This window comes from Thioclava sp. GXIMD4216 (assembly GCF_037949285.1).
Classification (GTDB): domain Bacteria; phylum Pseudomonadota; class Alphaproteobacteria; order Rhodobacterales; family Rhodobacteraceae; genus Thioclava; species Thioclava litoralis.
Map to the genome: position 1 here is coordinate 1,889,734 of NZ_CP149926.1, position 19,467 is coordinate 1,909,200.

Genomic DNA, 19,467 nt, shown 5'->3' on the forward strand with positions numbered 1-19,467 from the left:
GGGTCAGGCTCCTCTGACGGATTGCACCACCGGATAACGCGCATGGAAACGCGCACGGATGATCAACACCCACAAGATCACAGCGCCGAACTGATGCGCAAGCCCAAGTGGCATCGGGGCCGCATGCATCACCGTCACAATCCCAAGGATCACCTGACACAGAAGCATCGCCCCCATCGCCATGAACGCGCCCTTGGTATTGGGATGGGCCGATTTACGCGCCTTGAGCACAACCACCATGCCAAACACGAACAGCGTATAGGCCACCATCCGGTGCACGAATTGCACCATGCCGGGATTCTCGAAGAAATTGCGCCACAGAGGGTCGTAATTCAGCGCATCCGAAGGGAAGAACTCGCCATTCATCCACGGCCAGTCGATATAACCGCGCCCCGCATCGATTCCGGCAACCAGCGCGCCCAGAAGGATCTGCAAGAAGGCCAGATGCATCACGCCCGTGGCCATGCCGAACAGTTTGCGCTCGCCCATGCGGCGGGCCTGCAACAGCTCGCCCTCGCGACGCGAAAGCTGCAGGCAGAACCATGCGATCGTGCCCAGAATGATAAAGGCGATGCCCAGATGGGTGGCCAGCCGGTAGGAGGCCACGGCGATCATCTGTCCGCCCAGCCCCGAAGACACCATCCACCAGCCAATCGCGCCTTGCAGCCCGCCAAGCGCTCCCAGCCCCAGAAGCTTCGGCACCCACCCCTTGGGGATGCGGCCCGTGACCAGAAACCCGAGGAAACCAAGCGCCCAGACCATGCCGATCAGGCGGCCAAGGTTGCGATGCGCCCATTCCCACCAGAAGATGCCCTTGAAGCCTTCCAGCGTCATATTCGGGTTGATCAGCGCATATTGCGGGATCTGCTTGTAATTCTCGAATTCGGCCTGCCATTGGGCCTCGTTCATCGGCGGCAGCGCCCCCGAGATCGGCTTCCATTCGGTGATCGACAGCCCGCTATCGGTCAGGCGGGTCGCGCCGCCCAAGGCGATCATGCACACGACCAGCGCGAAAATCACGATCAGCCAGGCGCGGATCCATTTACGCGCCCCTTTCGGCTGGCGGTCGATCATGCCGCCTTTCGGCTCGGCGCGGGTTTGGGTGGGCTGGGCCACATCCTCGAAGATGCTGCGTTTCTGGCTCATCGGGGCTCTCCTTCAGTCGCCGCGCAAACTAGGCGCGCGGGCGGGCGCGTTCAAGCATCATTCCGCCGATTGCCGCAGCCTATCGCGAAGGTGACCCGTGCCCGGGCGCGCCCGCGCGGGGAGAGTGGCCGGAGGCCCGCATCGTCGATGGCCGCAAGAGGCGGCGCGGGACTGGCCCAGAGGCTGTGCGAGAGGCGACAGACGCGCCTAAAGGATCTGGTGCAGCACAGCCACCGCCGTACAGCCCCCGAAGAACACCATCAGCTTGCCCGAAACCAGCAGCCCCAGATGCAGCCCCCGCGCCTGCCAGCGTGACAGCCCGTCAAACATCGCCTGAAGACGCCCCTGCCGCCCCAGATGCATCATCCAGACATGCACGCCCAGATCAAAGACCAGCGCCAGCACGCAAAGAACCGCCCAGAAGGCCGGATGGACAAGCATCGAAAGCAGGGAAGCGGTCACGGCAGTCCTTTCGTCGGGGCCACATCCGGGCCGGTTACAGCCTTTGTCGTCCTAGCCCTTACCACGCAGAAGCTGCTTGAGCGCCCCGTGCAGCGTCTGGACCTCGGAGCGCGTCATCGCGAAGCGCGTCCACATATTGCGCATATTACGCTTCATCATCGGGGCTTTCTCGGGCGGATAGAAAAAGCCTGCCTCCTCCAGACGCCCCTCGATGTGATCGCCCCACGCCTCGACATCGCCCGCGCTGGCCGGTTCATGGCCCGCCAGACCTTCTGCAATATCTTCCGCCTCCAGAACATGGCGCGAATACTCGTAGGAGGTCAACAGCACAGCCTGACCAAGGTTGAGGGAAAAGAACTCGGGATTGGTCGGAATGGTGATGATGGCATTGGCGCGGATGATATCGTCATTTTCCAGCCCCGTGCGCTCGGGACCGAACATCACGGCCACCTTCTGCCCTGCCTGAATCCGGCGATGCGCCTCGATCATCGCGGTCTCGGGGGTATAGATGGGCTTGGGCAGCTCGCGCCCCCGCGCCGTGGTGGCAAAGACGAAATCGCAATCGGCCACAGCCTCGGCCACGCTGTCAAACACCCCCGCATGATCCAGCACACGACCCGCCGCCCCCGAGGCCATCGCCACAGCCTTCGGATTGGGCCAGCCGTCGCGCGGCTCGACGATCCGCATTTTGGACAGCGTGAAATTCAGCATCGCCCGCGCGGCCGCCCCGATATTCTCGCCCATCTGCGGACGCACCAGCACGATATGCGGCTGGCTGGATTTCGGGGCGTTACTGGGGTCGGCAGGCTGGTCAATCATCACGGGCTCCTTTTGCAGAGCCTTCCATAAGCACAACGCAAAGCTCTTTCAAGCAAGCGCCGCCTGCGCTATGAGGACGCAAACACCTCATTCCGGCCTGCAAAGGCCTCCGCAGTCAAGGATATATCATGGCAGACGAAGATCGCCCGCAAATCTACCTGCTGACGCCCACGAGCTTCGAGCCGGAGACATTCCTGCCCAAACTCAAGGCCGTTCTGGAGGCGCATGAGATCGCCTGTATCCGCCTGTGCCATGCCTCGAAAGACGAGCTGGAGCTGGGCCGCATCGCCGATGCCATCCGCGAACTCGCTCATGCCCGCGACGTGGCTTTGGTCATCGACAGCCATATCCATCTGGTCGAACGTCACGGGCTGGACGGCGTGCACCTGACCGATGGGGCCCGTTCGATCCGCCATGCCCGCAAGGAACTGGGCGAGGATGCCATTGTCGGGGCCTATTGCGGCAATTCGCGCCATGACGGGATGAATGCCGGTGAAGCCGGCGCCGATTATGTCTGTTTCGGCCCGATCGGCGAAAGCGCCCTTGGCACGGGCGAGCGCGCCGAATTCGACCTCTTCCAATGGTGGTCCGAAATGATCGAGGTGCCGGTGGTGGCCGAAGGCGCGCTGACGCTGGATCTGGTCAGGCAGTTCGCGCCGGTCTCTGACTGGTTCGCCTTTGGGGACGAGATCTGGAAGAGCGAAGATCCGGTGGCCACTCTGGGCGCACTTGTCGCCGCAATGGGCTGATCCCCGCCAGAACGGCGAGTGCAGGAAAGGGCTGACAATGGCAACGCGCACCGAAGACAACACGATCCAGCGCGACGGCCCGATGGGCGATTGGGGCGCGTTCATGCATTCGGAGCTGCGCGTCGACCGTGCCGATCTGGCGGGCCATATCCGCCAGATCGAAGGGGCGCGGGTTCTGGTGGCGGTTGCCGGTGCGCCGGGGTCTGGCAAATCGCGGCTGGCGCGCGAGATCTGCGAAAAGCTCAATGCCCATACTGCCGCCTGTGCCGCCATCCTGCCAATGGACGGCTTCCACCGCTCGAATGACTGGCTGGACGCGCGGGGCCTGCGCGGACGCAAAGGCGCCCCCGAAACCTTCGACACCGAGGGCTTCGCCGCGCTTTTGCAGCAGGCCCGCACCGCCGGTCAGGCCCTGCATGTGCCGACCTTCGACCGCGACCGCGACCGCGTGATCCCCGATGGTGACGAGATCGAGGCACGGACCCGCTTCATCCTTGTCGAGGGCAATTATCTTTTGCTGACCCGTGCAGGCTGGCGCGATCTGTTTCCGCTATTCGACCTGACGATCCGCCTGCATGTGCCCGAAGACGAACTGCGCGCCCGCCTGATCCGCCGCTGGGAAAAACGCGGCATCGATCCGGCGGAAATCACCCGCCGCGTCGAGGAAAACGACCTGCCGAACGGGCGGCTGATCCTGACCGAAGGCCGCGCCGCCGATCTGCGGGTGCTGGATTACAGCTGATCATCCGATCCTGAAGACCAGAACAAAGGGGGCCGAAGCCCCCTTTTTATGACCTCAAAGCGGTTCGATATCGCCTTCGGCACGTTTGGCGTGGAAATCGGCGACATAGGCCTTGAAGGTCCCCGCCTCGATCGCATCGCGCATGCCCTGCATCAGATCCTGATAGTAATGCAGGTTGTGCCATGTCAGCAGCATCCCCGAGATCATCTCGTTCGCGCGGAAGACGTGATGCAGATAGGCGCGCGAATAATTGCGGCAGGCAGGGCAGCCGCAGTTTTCATCCAGAGGCCGCGGGTCATCGCGGTGGCGCGAGTTCTTGATGTTGATCTGACCGTGGCGGGTCCATGCCTGCCCCGTCCGACCCGACCGCGAGGGCAGCACGCAATCCATCATATCCACACCGCGTTCAACCGCACCCACGATGTCATCGGGCTTACCGACGCCCATCAGATAGCGCGGACGGTCCTCGGGCAGGAAACCGGTGGCGTAATCCAGCACGCCGAACATCGCCTCCTGCCCCTCGCCCACGGCCAACCCGCCGATGGCATAGCCGTCAAAGCCGATATCGGTCAGGGCCTTGGCAGATTGCTCGCGCAGCTCTTGCGTGACACCGCCCTGCATGATGCCAAACAGCGCATGTCCCGGACGGTCGCCAAAGGCCTCCTTGGACCGCACAGCCCACCGCATCGACAGCTCCATCGCACGGGCCACTTCCTTATCGGTCGCAGGCAGCGCGGGGCATTCGTCGAAACACATGACAATGTCCGAGCCAAGAAGCTTCTGGATCTCCATCGACCGCTCGGGGCTGAGCATATGTTTCGACCCGTCGACATGGCTGGAGAAGGTCACCCCCTCTTCGGTCAGCTTGCGCAGCCCTGCCAGCGACATGACCTGAAACCCGCCCGAATCTGTCAGGATGGGTTTTTGCCAGTTCATGAACTTATGCAATCCGCCAAGCGCCGCCACACGTTCCGCCGTCGGGCGCAGCATCAGGTGATAGGTATTGCCCAAGAGGATATCGGCGCCCGTCGCGGCCACCGATTCCGGCATCATCGCCTTGACGGTTGCCGCCGTGCCCACCGGCATGAAGGCGGGCGTGCGGATATCGCCGCGCGGCGTATGGATCACACCCTTGCGCGCCGCGCCATCCGTGGCCTGAAGCTCGAAGCTGAATTTTTCTGTCATCACCTGTCTCCTTGCGCAGCCCCCATAGGATGAAACCGGCTCTTTGGAAAGGCGGCAGTTGGTTAGCGGATGCAAAAGCGGGGCCAAAACAGCCCCGCATGACAGATTTCACCCGCTCTCCCCTACCAAGCTCCCAAAGCGCAGGCAGAACGGTGCTTGGCGCAAGCGCGCGGCAGAGAGGGCCCGAGACGGGTCAGGCCGCCCCCTGTTCGACCGCGCGCAGGGCACGCGGGGCCGTCAGCGCCGAAATTCCCAAAAGGACCACAGCCGGCAGGAAGGCAAAAGCCCAGCCAAAGGCCCCATGCCCCAGCCCGCCCATGATCCCGCCTAGCACAAAGGCCGCGACAAGCTGCATGAACAGCATGAGCCGCGCATGGTCATAACCGTCATCGCCGCTGTCACGACCCCGCCCGTACAGCCCGCGCCCGATCTCGATGCCCATATCGGTCAGCAGGCCCGTGGCATGGGTGGTGCGGATACGTGCGCCGGAGATCCGGGTGATGGTGGCGTTTTGCAGCCCCATGATAAAGGCCAGCAGACCCAGCCCCAGATGCCCTTCCCAAGGCTGCGGCAAGAATTCGGCGGTGGCCAGCACGGCCAGCAAGATCCCCTGCAAGGCCAGCGGCATATAATAGGTCAGGCGAGAATGGCGGGCAAAGCCCCGCGCGATCATCGCCGAGGCCAGCGCCGCCCCTGCCACAAACAAAAACAGCACACAGAAACTGAGCAGCACCAGCGAAAGATTGGCACCGACAAGGCTGCCCGCCAGCTGGGACAGATGCCCCGTCATATGCGAGGCATATTGGCTCATCATCAGAAAGACACCGGCATTCAGCGATCCGGCGATTACGGCCAGCACGATCCCCAGCCAGCGATCCGCCTCGGGGGCACGCCGGTGCGAGGTGAAAAGACGCATGGCACGGACAGAGAGGTGACGACGGAATGCGGATCGGATGGGCATGGGGAGGCCTCGCAAATGACGGATGATGCAATGTGGTTCCATCATCATGTCGGGGCGGCAGGCAACGGATCAAGAGGAGCGTAACGTCGGGAATGCGGCGATGCAGCAAATTCCCGCCAAAGGTGCAAATAAAAGGCACATTTTCGCCAATATCAGATCAATTTATCCATAAAACCATAAACTTGGCGTTATATTGAGAACAACTTAAGGATGATTTATCCGCTTTCGCTCTTCTTTTGCCACCGGCCGGACTCTTCCGACCAGTACTGCGCCTTCGCACCTGCAGCAGTAAACTGCTTCCACTGCACCCGCGCCCGCGAGAGCGCCTCGTGGTCATGCCCGTCAAACAGGATCCAGACCCGCTCGTGGCGCTCCAGCTCTTCGGGCACCACCTCTGCGCCGTCGATGCTCAACACCGCGTCACGCCCGGCCTTGGCGGGCTGACTGGCCGTGGTCAGCAGGACCGGTTGCAGGGCATCTTGCGCGCCCCCCGCCAGACCATGCGGCAGAAAGCTCTCCGCCCCGCCCATTTCCCACAGGCTGCGGTCATACCAGTGCATCCGGTCCGGCAGGGTGCCGCGCAATTCTATCTTCCAGCCCTGTTCCAAGGCGCGGCCAAGAAGGTTGACGACAACCTCCGCGACCGAGCTTTCGGTGACGTGATAAAACAGCGCAGCGCCCATGCTTCAGCCCTCGAACGTATCGGCAATCAGACGGTTGAGGGTCATCACGCCCCAGCCGGTCGGGCCTTTCGGCGCAAGCTCCGTTTCCGTGGGCGGCAGCGCCACGCCTGCGATATCGATATGGCACCACGGCACCTCCGGCGCAACAAAATGCTTGAGGAAGGTGGCGGCGGTGATCGCACCTGCCGGACGTCCGGCAGAATTCTTGATATCGGCCAGCCGCGATTTGATCAGCCGGTCATAAGAGGGCTGCAATGGCAGCGGCCATGCACCCTCTCCCTCTTGCTTCGCCGCTTTCAACAGATCGCCCGCGAAAGCGTCGTCATTGCTGAAAACCCCCGCATTGTCATGACCGAGCCCCACGATCACCGCGCCGGTCAGAGTGGCCAGATCGATCATGGCGCGCGGGGCGAAATGCTCTTGTGCATACCACAGCACATCGGCCAGAACGAGACGCCCCTCGGCATCGGTATTGATGACCTCGATGGTCACGCCCTTGGCCGAGGTCACGATATCGCCCGGACGCTGGGCGCGGCCATCGGGCATATTCTCGACAAGCCCGACGATTCCCACGACATTGGCCCGCGCCTTGCGCAGCGCCAGCGTGCGCATCACGCCCGCCACCGTGCCCGCACCGCCCATATCCATCGTCATCTCTTCCATACCGGCACCGGGCTTGAGAGAGATCCCGCCGGTGTCAAACACCACGCCCTTGCCGATCAGCGCCAGAGGCGGTTCCTCGGCGCCGCCATTCCATTTCATCACCACAACCTTCGAGGGGCTTTCCGAGCCTTGCCCCACCGCCAGCAGCGCCCGCATTCCCAGCGCCTCGAGATCGGCCTCTTCGAGAATCTCGACATCCAGCCCCAGTTCCTGCATGGCCGCCAGACGGGCGGCAAAATCGGAGGTGGTCAGGATATTGGCCGGTTCATTGACCAGATCACGGGTGAAAAACACCCCCTCGGCCAGCGCGGCCAGCGGCTGTGCCTCCTGCGCCAGTTTCTCGGGGTTGTTGGCCATGAAACGCACCGGCCCGTAAGCGGGCGTCTCGGCGCTATGATAATTGAAGCGGTAGGCCCTGAGCGCCAGACCAAAGGAAACCTCGGCCGCGCGGGCATGGCTTTCGGCCAGCACCAGCCCCCCCTTGGCCCCCAGCGCACGGGCAATCGTCGCCCCTGCCTTGCGCGCCACCGAAATTTCGCAGCGCCGCGGCAGCGATACCAGCAACACCAGCTCCGCAGCCATTCCCGCCGGCCATTCCAGCCGCAGCGCCGATCCGTGATCCAGCTTGGCAAAGGCCTCCGACTCGACGGCACGTTTAAGCGCGCCATGCGTCAGACGGTTGACCCGCCGCCCCGCAAGCCCCAGATTGCGCCCGCTTTCGGCAAAGACGACAACGACACCGCTGGCCTCGGCCACGGTCTCCAGATCGGTTTCAGTGAAGCTGATGGCAAGGGGTTCGGTCATCTGTGTTGTTCCTATGGTCCAATATGCTCGACTGGCCCGACCCTACAAAGCTATAAGGGATTTGGAAAGCCACGGGCGGATTCCTGCACGGCAAAAGACCCGCTTGGCGGGGAAATTCGGAATGCGGGCTTTTCCAGCGCCCCGCAAGACGATAGAGACAGAGACAAGACCGCGTTCAGCGCGGCGTGATCAGGAGTAAAGAGCAGCACTGTGACCCGGCTGGACCGATATCTTTTGTCGCAATTCTTGGCGATCTTCGGGTTTTTCGCCCTTATTCTGGTCTCGATCTACTGGGTCAACCGGGCGGTCAGCCTGTTCGAACAGCTTATCTCGGATGGCCAGACCGCGCTTGTGGTGCTGGAATTCACCGCGCTGACCCTGCCTTATGTGATCCGCGTGGTGCTGCCGATTGCCGCCTTCGCGGCCACGGTCTACACCCTCAACCGCCTGTCGAGCGAATCCGAGCTGGTGGCCATGCAGGCCACCGGGGCCTCGCCCTGGCGGCTGGCCCGTCCGGTTCTGGTCTTCGGGCTTCTGGTCGGGCTGATGATGGCGGTGCTGACCCATTTTCTGGTGCCGCAATCGCGCGCGCAACTGGCCACGCGGCAGGCACAGCTGGCCGAGAATGTGACCGCCAGCCTGCTGACACCGGGACGGTTCCAGCATCCGGTTGACGGCATTTCGATCTATATCCGCGCGATCAGCGATAATGGCGAATTGCAGGATTTCTATCTCTGGGACAGCCGCACCCCCACCAACCGGATGAGCTATCTGGCCAAGAAGGCGGTTATCGTGCGCACCGATAACGGGCCGAAACTGGTGCTTTTCGACGGTATCGCGCAAAGCCTGCGCACCGAGGGGCGCAATCTTTCGGTCACGCGGTTCTCGAACTTTACCTATGACCTGAGCAGCCTCATTCAGGGCTCGACCGAGGTGGACCGCAAGCTCGAACAGATCTCCAGCCTCGAATTGCTGCGCGCGCCGCAAAGCGTGCTGGAGGAAACCGGCAAAAGCGCAACCGAACTGGGGCTGGAGCTGAAAATGCGCTTCGTGCAGCCGCTGCTGGCGCCTGTGGCCGCCCTTGTGGGCTTTGCCGCGCTGATGGTGGGCAGCTTCTCGCGCTTCGGCATCTGGCGGCAGATCACGCTGGCGGTGGTCATTCTGGTGCTGGTGCAGGTGCTGACCAATGTCACCGAGACCATCGCGCGCAGCCGACCCGACCTCTGGCCGGTGCTCTTTGCGCCTGCCGCCGTCGGAGTGCTGGCCAGTCTCCTTCTTTTGCATCTCTCCGCGCGCCGGAAATTCACCGGACGGCGTCTGGCCGCAAAAGGTGCCGCATGATCCTTGGTCGCTATGTTGCCCGCCGTTTCCTGCGCAGCTTCCTGCTGGTGCTGGCCAGTTTCTGGGGCATCCTGTTTCTGGTCGGGCTGGTGGAAGAGGTCCGCAAGCTCGATGCCGAGGCAAGCTTCGGGCGGGCGGTGCTGCTGTCGCTGCTCAATATCCCCGAAACGCTTTACACGATCATGCCGCTGATCATGCTGCTTGCGGCGGTCGTGCTGTTTCTCAACCTTGCCAGAAGCTCGGAGCTTGTGGTGATGCGCGCCTCGGGCCGGTCGGCGCTTGGCATTCTAGTCAGCCCCGTTCTGACGGCTCTGGTGCTGGGCGGGTTGCTGATCAGCGTCGGCAATCCGCTGGTCTCGGCCACGTCCAACCGCTATGACGAACTGCGCAGCGATGTCGGCATGCAGACCACCGTCTCGGTCGGGCGCAACGGCGTCTGGATGCGCCAGAGCGCGACCTATAAGGACAGCAGCGGCAAGATCCGCACCGGACAGGCCGTGATCTCGGCGGCGCGGGCCAATGGCGATGCGACCACCCTTTATGATGTCAGCTTCCTGATCCTTGACAGCGACAGCAATGCCGTGCGCCGCGTGGTGGCCGACCGTGCCATTCTGGAGACCGCCCAATGGCGGCTGTTCAACGCCAAGGACTGGCCGCTTGGCAGTTCGACCAATCCCGAGCGCGACGCCACCACCTCGTCGCAACTGACCATCGCCACCAGCCTGACTGCCTCCTCGATCCGCGACAGCTTCGGCGCGCCCTCGGCCATTCCGCTGTGGAAACTGCCCGCCTTCATCAAAACGCTGGACGCGGCAGGGTTTTCGGCATTGCGCCACCGCGTCTGGTTCGAGATGGAACTTGCACAGCCGCTGATGATGGTGGCAATGGTGCTTCTGGCGGCCTCCTTCACCATGCGCCCGACGCGGTTCGGCGGCATCGGCCAGCGGGTGCTGCTGGCGCTGGTCTCCGGTCTGGCGGTGTTCTTCCTGCGCAATGTCGCGCAGGTTCTGGGCGATAGCGGCCAGATTCCGGTTCTGCTGGCGGCATGGGCACCGCCGGTGATTGCACTGATGTTTTCGATTGCCCTGCTTTTGCATCTGGAGGATGGCTGAGCCATGACCCTGCCCAAGACCTGCTCTCCTGCAAGGACGCTGCTCGCCGCCCTCACCCTTGGCACGGCGCTTGGCACTTTCGGCCTTGTGGCAAGCGGCTACGCACAAGACAGCAACGCCTCGCAGAACAGCCTGAGCAATGTGCCCGCCAGCCTGATGGCCGACCGGATCTCGCTTTCGGGGTCTGACACGCTGGTCGCGGAAGGCGCGGTGGAGATCTATTACGAGGGCAACCGCGTCACGGCCAAGCGCGTCACCTATGACCAGAAGGCCGATACGATCAAGATGGACGGGCCGATCCGCCTGACCGAGCCGCAGGAGGCCGGTGCGGTGATCGTGGCCGATCAGGCCGAACTCTCGCGCGATCTGCAACATGGCATCCTGTTGGGCGCGCGCATGGTGATGGCGCGCGAATTGCAGCTTGCTGCCGCCAAGATCGAGCGCGAGAACGGCAATGTCACCACCATGACCAATGTGGTGGCCTCGTCATGCAATATCTGCGTGGTCGGTGAACGCCCCCTGTGGGAAATCCGCGCCCGCAAGATCACCCATAACGCGCAGGAGCGTAAGCTGAGCTTCGAGGATGCGCAGTTCCGCGTCGCCGGTGTGCCGCTGGTCTGGGTGCCAAAGCTGCGCCTGCCCGACCCCACCGTCACGCGCATGTCGGGCTTTCTGGCCCCGAGCTTCCGCAGCACCTCCAGTCTGGGGATGGGCATAAAGATCCCGTATTTCTTCGCGATCGATCCCAGTCAGGATCTGCTGGTCGAGCCCTATATCTCCAGCGGTTGGACCCGCACGTTGGGGCTGCGCTACCGCCGCGCCTTCAATGACGGCGAGATCAGCATTTCCGGTGCCTTCAGCAATGACAGCATCATCAAAGGGGCCAATCGCGGCTATCTCTTTGCCGATGGCAGCTTCACCCTGCCCGATGATTTCAAGCTGGGCCTGCAACTGCGGATGGTGTCCGATGATGCCTATCTGCTGAATTACGATGTCAGCGATGCCGACCGGCTGTGGTCGGGGCTGACCCTTGAACGGGTCCGCTCGGACGAGCTGATCTGGGCCCGCGCCGGTCGCACCCATTCGCTGCGCGAGGACGAGGACAACAATACCGAGCCGATGCTGGCAGGCGATGCGGAATGGACACGGGTCTATCACCCCGCCCGTATCGGTGGCGAGCTGACGGCAAGCTGGGATCTCGAGACCTTCCGCCGCAATTCCAGCTCGACCACGGACGGGCCGGATTGGGACGATATTCCCGACGGGCGCGACATGACCCGCAGCTCGCTGACCGCCAACTGGCGGCGCAACTGGCTGCTGTCTTACGGCATCATGGCCAGCACGCAGGCCCAGCTTGCCGCCGATGCCTTCGTGATCCGTCAGGATGACTCCTATGACGATACCATCCTGCGCGCCCAGCCGCAGCTTGCCACCGAATTGCGCTGGCCCTGGACCCGCAGCACCGGTCGCGCGGCCCATGTGATCGAGCCCATCGCGCAGATCGTCTGGGCCCCCAACAACCTCACCCGTGCGCCCAACGAGGACAGCACGCTGCGCGAGTTCGACGAAGGCAACCTGTTCAGCCTGTCGCGCTATCCGGGGCTGGATGCACGCGAACGCGGCCTGCGCGCCAATGTCGGCGTCAGCTATACCCGCTATGACGCGGCGGGATGGTCTTTGGGTACCACTGTCGGGCGCGTGTTCTATGCGCAGGATCTCGAACAGTTCTCGTCGGAAAGCTCGCTTTCGGGCAATAGCTCGGACTGGCTTCTGGCCAGCAACCTGCAAACCTCGGGCGGGCTGACCGTGTCGAACCGTGCGCAGTTCGACGATGATTTCAACACCACCCGCGAAGAGCTGCGCCTTGCCTATTCGGGCGCGACCTATGATCTGGCGGCGGGCTATCTGTGGATGGACAGCGCCATTCTGGCGGGCACCTCGGAGGATATCTCCGAATTGCAGCTTGACAGCGCATGGCATTGGGGGCGCGGCTGGTCGGGCACATTCGATGCCCGCTACGACCTTATCGCAGAGCGGGCGGCAAAGGCGAAACTGGGCGTGACATGGGTAAATGATTGCGTGAGCGTCGATCTTTCCCTCTCGCGCCGCTTCACTTCCTCGACTAATGTGGACCCCGAAACAAGCGTCGGACTTTCCGTGGCTTTGGCCGGATTTGGCGGTGCCAATGACGGAACCTCGGCCAGTAAGGTTTGTGTAAGGTAAGACAGACGCCCGATGCAGATTGCGTATCGCGGCCAATGACGACAAAGCAGGTATAATGATGACGGCACTTTCAGGCATGGCGAAAAGCAAAGGCTTCAACGCATTGCGCAGCAAGGTAACGCGGCTCGGCTGTGTCTCGGTTCTGGCGCTTGCCCTCATGGGACCTGCCGGTTCGGCCTTTGCGCAGGGCGGCATGTTCTCGCCGGTGATCACCGTCAACGGTCTGGGAATCTCTGCCTATGAAATCAGCCAGCGCGAGCGGATGATCGAGGTGCTGGGCACCACCGAATCCGACCCCCATCAGGCGGCGATCGACGCGCTGATCTCGGATCGTCTGCAAACATGGGAAGCCAAGCGTCTGGGGCTGAGCGTCTCGGATGCGGCGGTCCAGAAGGGCATGGAAGAATTCGCCTCGCGGGCCAATCTCAGCGCCAAGCAGTTTATCGCGGCAATCGGTCAGGAAGGCGTGGACGAGGAAACCTTCCGCGATTTCACCAAGTCCGGTCTGTTGTGGCGTCAGGTCGTGCGCGCGCAGTTCGGCGGGCGGATCTCGATTTCCGATCTGCAGATCAACCGCGCGCTTGCCCCCGAATCCCAACGGGGTCAGGGCACACGCGTGCTGCTCTCCGAGCTGATCATCCCGACGGAAGGGCATGAGCAGGAGGCCATGCAGCTTGCCGAACAGGCCACCCGCGGGAGTGCGGCACAATTTGCCGATATCGCCAGCCATGTTTCGGCCTCGCGCTCGCGCGAGAACGGTGGTGCCATCGACTGGATGCCCGTGGCCAACCTGCCCGGCCCCCTGCGCGCCCGTATTCTGGCGCTGAAACCCGGTCAGGCCACCGGCCCGATCAAGATCCCGAATGCCGTGGCCGTGTTCCGCCTGCGCGCAATCGACGAGAACGGGGCAAAACAGGCCAGCCCGCAAACGGTGGAATATGCGCTTTACACGCTGGGCGCGACGGGCAGCGAGGAAGTAGCAACCCGTCTGGGTCAGGTGCAGGCCAGCCCGCATAGCTGCGATGCGCTTTATCCGTTGGCGCGCACATTGCCCGCCAGCCGTCTGCTGCGTGAAAGCGGCACCCCCGACAGCCTGCCGCGCGACATCTCGGTGGGGCTGTCCAGCCTGGACCCGGGCGAATATCAGGTGCTGCAACAGGGCGGCAATAGCGCGCTTTTGATGCTGTGCAGCCGCGAAATGAGCCGCAAGGGCGAAGATGGCAAGGTCGAGACCCCCAACCGTGACGCGGCCATGACCAGCCTTGAAAACCGCCAGATCCAGATTCAGGCGGATGGTCTTTTGGCCGATCTGCGCGACGCAGCCGTAATCACACGGCCTTGATTTTGGTGGCGCCAGACTTATCTGACGCTCCAACATATTGGAAATAGGGGGTAAATCCCATGCCTCAAGCACCTGTCATTCTCACCTGTGGTGAACCGTCCGGAATTGGTCCGGAAATCGCCGTCAAAGCATGGGAGGCGCTTGGCGCAAGGCTTCCCTTTGCATGGCTTGGCGACCCCGCACATCTGCCGCGGGGCACCAAGATCCGCGAGATCGGCACTCCGGCCGAGGCCATCACCCATGCAGGCACGGCAATGCCCGTTTTGGTGCATGACTTTCCCAAAGCCGCCATTCCCGGCACCCCCGACCTAGACAATGCCCGCTCGGTGATCGATGTGATCGCACGCGGTGTCGATCTGGTGATGCGTGGCGAGGGCTCGGCCCTGTGCACCGCACCGATCAACAAGAAAGTGCTCAAGGACGGGGCCAATTTTGCCTTCCCCGGCCATACCGAATATCTGGCCCATCTGGCGGGCGGGTGTAAGGTTGCGATGATGCTGGCCTGCCACGAGTTGCGCGTCGTGCCTGCCACGATCCATATCGCTTTGGCAGATGTGCCCACCGCCTTCACCCCCGAAGTGCTGCGGCAGGTCGTGCGCATTACCCATGAAGGGCTGACGCGGGATTTCGGGCTGGAAAATCCGCAGATTGCCATTGCGGGTCTGAACCCCCATGCGGGCGAAGGCGGCGCGATGGGACGCGAGGAACAGGACTGGATGATCCGCGAGATTGCGGGGCTCAAGGCCGAGGGCTATGCGCTGACCGGCCCTCTGCCCGCCGATACCATGTTCCACAAAGCCGCCCGCAGCCAGTATGATGCGGCGATCTGCGCCTATCACGATCAGGCCCTGATCCCGATCAAGACGCTGGCCTTCGATGCGGGCGTCAATGTCACGCTGGGCCTGCCCTTTGTCCGCACCTCGCCCGATCATGGCACCGCCTTCAATATCGCGGGCACGGGCGAAGCCAGCCCCGCCAGCCTGATCGCCGCGTTGGAAATGGCCGATACGATGGGTCGCGCGCGCGGATGACCCCTTCGAGGCGCAGCGAGAGGCTTGCCTCGCGCGCGCGGCTCACATATCCCCTGACAGGTCCGGATGCCGCATCCGGACCTTTTGCATATGAAGACAGACAGGATAGAGCAATGGCAGCGATAGACGGGCTTCCGCCTCTGCGGGATGTAATCCGTGACCATGAACTGGTCGCGAAAAAGCAGCTTGGCCAGAACTTCCTGCTCGACCTCAACCTGACCGCCAAAATCGCGCGTGCGGCGGGCAATCTTGACGGGCATGATGTGCTTGAGGTCGGCCCCGGCCCCGGCGGTCTGACCCGCGGGCTTCTGGCCGAGGGGGCGCGCAAGGTGCTGGCGGTCGAGAAAGACCCGCGCTGTATGCCCGTGCTGGCCGAGATCGCCGACCATTATCCGGGCCGCCTTGAGGTGATCAATGGCGACGCGCTCGAAGTCGATGTGACGGCGCATCTGCGCACGCCCTACAAGATTGCCGCGAACCTGCCCTATAACGTGGGCACCGAACTGCTGGTGCGCTGGCTGACGCCGAAGGACTGGCCGCCGCAATGGGACAGCCTCACGCTGATGTTCCAGCGCGAGGTGGCCGAACGGATCGTCGCACAGCCGGGCGACAACCATTACGGACGGCTCGCCATTCTGGCGCAATGGCGCACCACCGCACGCATTGTGATGTCGCTGCCGCCCGAGGCCTTCACCCCCGCGCCCAAAGTGCATTCTGCCGTGGTGCATCTGAAAGCCCTGCCCGAGCCGCGCTATCCGGCGGATGCCAAGATTCTGTCGCGCGTTGTGGCGGCGGGCTTCAACCAGCGCCGCAAGATGCTGCGTGCCTCGCTGAAATCTGTCGCGCCCGATATCGAGGCCAAGCTGGAAGCGGTCGGCATCCCGCCCACCCAACGCGCCGAACGGGTCACGATCGAGGAATGGTGCCGCCTCGCCCGCAGCCTCGAAACAAACTGACCGCACAGACCATAAAAAAACCGCCCGCGCAGATCTGCTGCACGGGCGGTTTTTCTGTCAGTCTCGTAACTTAGCCGTTTGCCGCTTTCGGAGCATCCTCGGAGGGACCGGCCTCGCCATTGCCCTCTTCGCTTGCCGCTTTCGGCTTGCGACGGTTGCGCGGCGCTTTGGGCTTCTCACCATCGGCGGTGTCGGCCTTTTTGGCGCGCGGCTTACGCGGACGCTTGGGCTTTTCAGCCGCATCAGGGGCCTCTTCGGCCGCAGGGGCTGCGGCTGGCTCGGGCTGGCGTTCCGGCTGCGGCTCGGCGCTTGCGACCGGCGCAGGCTCGCTCTCGCGGCTGACACGCAGATCGCTGCGGCTTTCGGGCGTCTCGACCAGATTGGAATCCTCGGCCTCTACCCGCTCGACATCGCGTGCGGTGTCGCGCTTGCGCCACCCGCCGGTTTCCCCCTGCGGAGTGGCCGGAGCGGACGCTTGGGCATAGCCGTCATTCTGGCTGGAAGCGGCATCGGACATCGCCGCCTGCGCGGGCTGGTCCATATCGGCACCGGACGGGCCATTGCCCTGGCCTGCGCCGTTCTGGTTGCCATTGCCCTGCCCGTTGGGCTGACGCTGCGCCATCTCGCGCTGCGCCTCGTGCAAAAGGCGGGTGTAATGCTCGGCATGCTGCAGAAAGTTCTGCTCTGCCACGCGGTCGTTCGACAGCTGCGCATCCCGTGCAAGACCAAGATATTTATCGATGATTTGCTGGGGCGTCCCGCGGACCTTGCCCTCAGGACCCGAGCTTTCAAAAACCCGGTTGATGATATTCCCGATGGAACGCTGCCGGTTCGACTTGGAACGCGAACGTGATTTGGATGATCTCATCTGCTTTCGTTCAATTTATCCGCCTTTAAAAGCGAGCGGTTTTGACAAGGTCTAGGCCAGATCCGTCACGATCCAACCGGGCCGCGCGGGACAGTCTGGTTACATAAGGGGTCTATGCCCTTCAACCAAGCCCGCAGTGTTAAGCTGAGCCATGCCGGGAAACTTGTTTCTCCGTGCACGTCCCCTGATAAGCACGTCACGACGGATCTCGCAAGCTAGATTTTCCCTTTATGCTCTTTTTTCGGGGTATTGTCGCCGAAATATCGTGAAGTTTTAGTGAAGACGAACCGCAGGACACTGGTGGATCGGCATATTTCAGGGCCTGAGTCCGGCCTAAAGCGGACGCCGCGCCTCCACAACACGGTCCCGCCCGTCAAGATCGGGCCATATCCGGCAGCCGTCAAGACCGATCTCGGACAGGAAGCCGCAAACCGCAGCCCCTTGAGTCGGCCCGATCTCGAACAGGATGCGCCCCCCGGGGGCCAGATGCACCAGCAGACCGCGCGCGATCTTGGCATAGGCCGACAGACCGTCGCCCCCCGGCGTCAAGGCGCTATGCGGCTCCCAATCCAGCACGTCGCGCGCCAGACCGGCCATCTCGTCCTGCGCGATATAAGGCGGGTTGGAGACGATCAGATCGAACATGCCATCCACCGCATCGAACCAGTCGGAGACCGTCAAGCGCACCCGCTCGCTCAGGCCCAGATTATCGGCATTGCTTTGCGCAACCGCCAGAGCCTGCGGCGAAAGATCCACCCCGACGCCCGTGGCTTTGGGCATTTCCGCCAGACAGCTCAGCAGAATACAGCCCGTGCCCGTGCCCAGATCCAGCACGTTCCGGAAAGGCTGCTGCAAGGCGCGCTCTACCAGAATTTCGGTCTCGGGACGCGGGTCGAGCGTATCCTGAGTGACCTTGAATTTGCGCCCCCAGAACAGCCGCGCCCCCGTGATCTGCGACACCGGCTGGAAGTCCATGCGCGCCGCCAGAAAGCGGGCAAATCTGGCCTGCGCTTCCTCGGCCACGGGATCATGCAGCGCAAGCGTCAGCCGCTCGGGCGAGACCCGCAGCGCATGGGCCAGAAGGCGTCGCGCATCCCCCGCAGCCGATGCGATCCCCGCCTCCCGCAGCTTGGTCACGGCCTCGCGCAACAATACACCGCCCTGCATGCGCCTTACCCCTCCATCTCGGCCAGTCGGGCCGCCTGATCATCCGCCACCAGTGCGTCGATCACCTCGTCCAGATCACCGCCCATGATCTGGCTCAGCGCGTATAGCGTCAGGTTGATGCGGTGATCGGTCAGCCGCCCTTGCGGGAAATTATAGGTGCGGATGCGCTCGGAGCGGTCACCAGAGCCCACCTGCCCCTTACGCGCGGCAGAGCGCTCCGCATCCATGCGCGCGCGCTCCATATCATAAAGCCTTGCCCGCAGCACGGCCATCGCATTGGCACGGTTCTGATGCTGGGATTTTTCCGAAGAGGTCACCACAAGACCGGTGGGCAAATGGGTGATCCGCACGGCAGAATCGGTGGTATTGACGTGCTGGCCACCGGCCCCCGACGACCGCATCGTATCGATCCGGATATCCGAAGCCGGAATGTCGATATCGACCTCCTCGGCCTCGGGCAGCACCGCGACGGTCGCGGCGGAAGTATGGATACGGCCACCGGCTTCGGTTTCCGGCACGCGTTGCACGCGATGCACGCCCGATTCGTATTTCAGACGGGCAAAAACACCCTCGCCCTCGATCCGCAGCATCACTTCCTTGATGCCGCCCAGTTCGGTTTCGGCATAATCCAGTATCTCGACCCGCCAGCCTCGAATGTCGGCATAGCGCTGATACATGCGCAGCAGGTCGCCCGCAAAAAGGGCCGCTTCGTCGCCCCCTGTTCCGGGCCGGATCTCGACAATGGCCGGACGCGCATCGGCGGCATCCTTGGGCAGCAACGCCAGACGCAGAGCCTGCTCCAGCTCGGGCAGCTTCTTGCGCAGCAGCGGCACTTCTTCCTCGGCCAGATCCTTCATCTCCGGATCGGCAAGCCAGCCCTCGGCCTCGGCCAGATCGGCCTGCGCCTGAAGCCAGTTCTCGATCTGCTCGACCACGGGCTTCAGCTCGGAATATTCACGGGAAATCCGCGCGATTTCGGCAGGGTCCGGCCCGCTCGAAAGCTGGGCTTCGAGATAACCGTATCGGTCGCGGATCTGGTGCAGGCGGTCTGTCGGTATCATGTCATCGCCTGTCGCGGTTTTCGCCGCATCGGTCAAGAGGATCTGCCATTTCCAAAGCGGCCTTTCCCATATTGGATCAGTTTTCTTACCAATATCGCATTTTTGAGGTGACGCAGCCACCTTGCCCGCCTATTGTCTGAGACAATTCGTCG

Annotated in this window: 18 protein-coding genes; 8 read left to right on the plus strand and 10 right to left on the minus strand. The window is 63.0% G+C overall.

The features are described 5' to 3' along the window. Positions 1-3 precede the first annotated feature (3 nt). The 3 genes from ctaA to WDB88_RS09360 form a co-directional block, all read right to left on the minus strand. Positions 4-1,146: a heme A synthase gene (ctaA, locus tag WDB88_RS09350; RefSeq protein WP_339107398.1), complete on the minus strand. Its 1,143-nt coding sequence runs from the start codon at positions 1,144-1,146 to the stop codon at positions 4-6. 207 nt (positions 1,147-1,353) lie between these two features. Further along, positions 1,354-1,608 (minus strand): hypothetical protein, encoded by a 255-nt coding sequence (locus WDB88_RS09355; RefSeq protein ID WP_339107399.1) that lies wholly within the window; start codon positions 1,606-1,608, stop codon positions 1,354-1,356. 51 nt (positions 1,609-1,659) lie between these two features. Continuing rightward, entirely contained in the window at positions 1,660-2,427 is a 768-nt protein-coding gene (locus tag WDB88_RS09360) for an RNA methyltransferase (protein WP_339107400.1), read from the minus strand. A gap of 128 nt (positions 2,428-2,555) precedes the next feature. Between WDB88_RS09360 and WDB88_RS09365 the strand changes: the two genes are divergently transcribed. Both WDB88_RS09365 and WDB88_RS09370 read left to right on the plus strand, forming a co-directional pair. Then, on the plus strand, positions 2,556-3,176 hold the full coding sequence (locus WDB88_RS09365; protein WP_339107401.1) for a thiamine phosphate synthase: 621 nt from the start codon (positions 2,556-2,558) through the stop codon (positions 3,174-3,176). Between the two features lie 37 nt (positions 3,177-3,213). Further along, on the plus strand, positions 3,214-3,918 hold the full coding sequence (locus tag WDB88_RS09370) for a hypothetical protein (RefSeq protein WP_339107402.1): 705 nt from the start codon (positions 3,214-3,216) through the stop codon (positions 3,916-3,918). A gap of 54 nt (positions 3,919-3,972) precedes the next feature. On the opposite strand, the gene tgt is transcribed toward WDB88_RS09370, so the two are convergent. From tgt to WDB88_RS09390, 4 genes are all read right to left on the minus strand, one after another. Then, complete coding sequence (gene tgt, locus WDB88_RS09375; RefSeq protein ID WP_339107403.1) at positions 3,973-5,103, minus strand: tRNA guanosine(34) transglycosylase Tgt; 1,131 nt, start codon at positions 5,101-5,103, stop codon at positions 3,973-3,975. Between the two features lie 193 nt (positions 5,104-5,296). Then, the gene (locus WDB88_RS09380; RefSeq protein ID WP_339107404.1) at positions 5,297-6,064 is read right to left on the minus strand and encodes a YoaK family protein; all 768 of its coding nucleotides are present in this window, start codon (positions 6,062-6,064) and stop codon (positions 5,297-5,299) included. A gap of 215 nt (positions 6,065-6,279) precedes the next feature. Next, a complete protein-coding gene (locus tag WDB88_RS09385) occupies positions 6,280-6,747 on the minus strand; it encodes a DNA polymerase III subunit chi (protein ID WP_339107405.1) in 468 nt (155 codons plus the stop codon). Positions 6,748-6,750: 3 nt separating this feature from the next. Further along, positions 6,751-8,214, minus strand: a complete 1,464-nt coding sequence (locus WDB88_RS09390; protein WP_339107406.1) for a leucyl aminopeptidase — start codon at positions 8,212-8,214, stop codon at positions 6,751-6,753. 210 nt (positions 8,215-8,424) lie between these two features. Here WDB88_RS09390 and lptF point away from each other — a divergent pair, with 210 nt between their 5' ends. The 6 genes from lptF (at position 8,425) to rsmA (ending at position 16,219) form a co-directional block, all read left to right on the plus strand. Continuing rightward, complete coding sequence (gene lptF, locus WDB88_RS09395) at positions 8,425-9,555, plus strand: LPS export ABC transporter permease LptF (RefSeq protein WP_339107407.1); 1,131 nt, start codon at positions 8,425-8,427, stop codon at positions 9,553-9,555. Then, the gene (gene lptG, locus WDB88_RS09400) at positions 9,552-10,667 is read left to right on the plus strand and encodes an LPS export ABC transporter permease LptG (protein ID WP_339107409.1); all 1,116 of its coding nucleotides are present in this window, start codon (positions 9,552-9,554) and stop codon (positions 10,665-10,667) included. The genes lptF and lptG overlap by 4 nt, the downstream gene beginning before the upstream one ends. 3 nt (positions 10,668-10,670) lie before the next feature. After that, positions 10,671-12,890 (plus strand): LPS assembly protein LptD, encoded by a 2,220-nt coding sequence (gene lptD / locus WDB88_RS09405; protein ID WP_339107410.1) that lies wholly within the window; start codon positions 10,671-10,673, stop codon positions 12,888-12,890. A 55-nt stretch (positions 12,891-12,945) separates the two neighbouring features. Then, positions 12,946-14,232 (plus strand): SurA N-terminal domain-containing protein, encoded by a 1,287-nt coding sequence (locus WDB88_RS09410; protein ID WP_339107411.1) that lies wholly within the window; start codon positions 12,946-12,948, stop codon positions 14,230-14,232. Positions 14,233-14,291: 59 nt separating this feature from the next. Continuing rightward, positions 14,292-15,263 carry a 4-hydroxythreonine-4-phosphate dehydrogenase PdxA gene (pdxA, locus tag WDB88_RS09415; protein WP_339107412.1) on the plus strand — a complete coding sequence of 324 codons (972 nt, stop codon included), beginning with the start codon at positions 14,292-14,294 and terminating at the stop codon, positions 15,261-15,263. A gap of 113 nt (positions 15,264-15,376) precedes the next feature. Beyond that, positions 15,377-16,219 (plus strand): 16S rRNA (adenine(1518)-N(6)/adenine(1519)-N(6))-dimethyltransferase RsmA, encoded by an 843-nt coding sequence (rsmA, locus tag WDB88_RS09420; RefSeq protein ID WP_339107413.1) that lies wholly within the window; start codon positions 15,377-15,379, stop codon positions 16,217-16,219. 70 nt (positions 16,220-16,289) lie between these two features. Here rsmA and WDB88_RS09425 read toward each other — a convergent pair whose 3' ends face one another. From WDB88_RS09425 to prfA, 3 genes are all read right to left on the minus strand, one after another. Beyond that, positions 16,290-17,087 (minus strand): DUF4167 domain-containing protein, encoded by a 798-nt coding sequence (locus WDB88_RS09425; RefSeq protein ID WP_339107414.1) that lies wholly within the window; start codon positions 17,085-17,087, stop codon positions 16,290-16,292. A gap of 333 nt (positions 17,088-17,420) precedes the next feature. After that, on the minus strand, positions 17,421-18,254 hold the full coding sequence (gene prmC, locus WDB88_RS09430; protein WP_339107415.1) for a peptide chain release factor N(5)-glutamine methyltransferase: 834 nt from the start codon (positions 18,252-18,254) through the stop codon (positions 17,421-17,423). A 5-nt stretch (positions 18,255-18,259) separates the two neighbouring features. Beyond that, on the minus strand, positions 18,260-19,315 hold the full coding sequence (prfA, locus tag WDB88_RS09435; protein ID WP_339107416.1) for a peptide chain release factor 1: 1,056 nt from the start codon (positions 19,313-19,315) through the stop codon (positions 18,260-18,262). Positions 19,316-19,467 lie beyond the last annotated feature (152 nt).

Bases quoted from the DNA above. Each gene is read 5' to 3' on its own strand.
- rsmA (WP_339107413.1), top strand. From the start codon at position 15,377: ATGGCAGCGATAGACGGGCTTCCGCCTCTGCGGGATGTAATCCGTGAC.
- WDB88_RS09425 (WP_339107414.1), bottom strand. From the start codon at position 17,087: ATGAGATCATCCAAATCACGTTCGCGTTCCAAGTCGAACCGGCAGCGT.
- WDB88_RS09380 (WP_339107404.1), bottom strand. From the start codon at position 6,064: ATGCCCATCCGATCCGCATTCCGTCGTCACCTCTCTGTCCGTGCCATG.
- ctaA (WP_339107398.1), bottom strand. From the start codon at position 1,146: ATGAGCCAGAAACGCAGCATCTTCGAGGATGTGGCCCAGCCCACCCAA.
- WDB88_RS09360 (WP_339107400.1), bottom strand. From the start codon at position 2,427: ATGATTGACCAGCCTGCCGACCCCAGTAACGCCCCGAAATCCAGCCAG.
- WDB88_RS09365 (WP_339107401.1), top strand. From the start codon at position 2,556: ATGGCAGACGAAGATCGCCCGCAAATCTACCTGCTGACGCCCACGAGC.
- pdxA (WP_339107412.1), top strand. From the start codon at position 14,292: ATGCCTCAAGCACCTGTCATTCTCACCTGTGGTGAACCGTCCGGAATT.
- tgt (WP_339107403.1), bottom strand. From the start codon at position 5,103: ATGACAGAAAAATTCAGCTTCGAGCTTCAGGCCACGGATGGCGCGGCG.
- prfA (WP_339107416.1), bottom strand. From the start codon at position 19,315: ATGATACCGACAGACCGCCTGCACCAGATCCGCGACCGATACGGTTAT.
- WDB88_RS09385 (WP_339107405.1), bottom strand. From the start codon at position 6,747: ATGGGCGCTGCGCTGTTTTATCACGTCACCGAAAGCTCGGTCGCGGAG.
- WDB88_RS09390 (WP_339107406.1), bottom strand. From the start codon at position 8,214: ATGACCGAACCCCTTGCCATCAGCTTCACTGAAACCGATCTGGAGACC.
- prmC (WP_339107415.1), bottom strand. From the start codon at position 18,254: ATGCAGGGCGGTGTATTGTTGCGCGAGGCCGTGACCAAGCTGCGGGAG.
- WDB88_RS09410 (WP_339107411.1), top strand. From the start codon at position 12,946: ATGATGACGGCACTTTCAGGCATGGCGAAAAGCAAAGGCTTCAACGCA.
- lptD (WP_339107410.1), top strand. From the start codon at position 10,671: ATGACCCTGCCCAAGACCTGCTCTCCTGCAAGGACGCTGCTCGCCGCC.
- lptG (WP_339107409.1), top strand. From the start codon at position 9,552: ATGATCCTTGGTCGCTATGTTGCCCGCCGTTTCCTGCGCAGCTTCCTG.
- WDB88_RS09370 (WP_339107402.1), top strand. From the start codon at position 3,214: ATGGCAACGCGCACCGAAGACAACACGATCCAGCGCGACGGCCCGATG.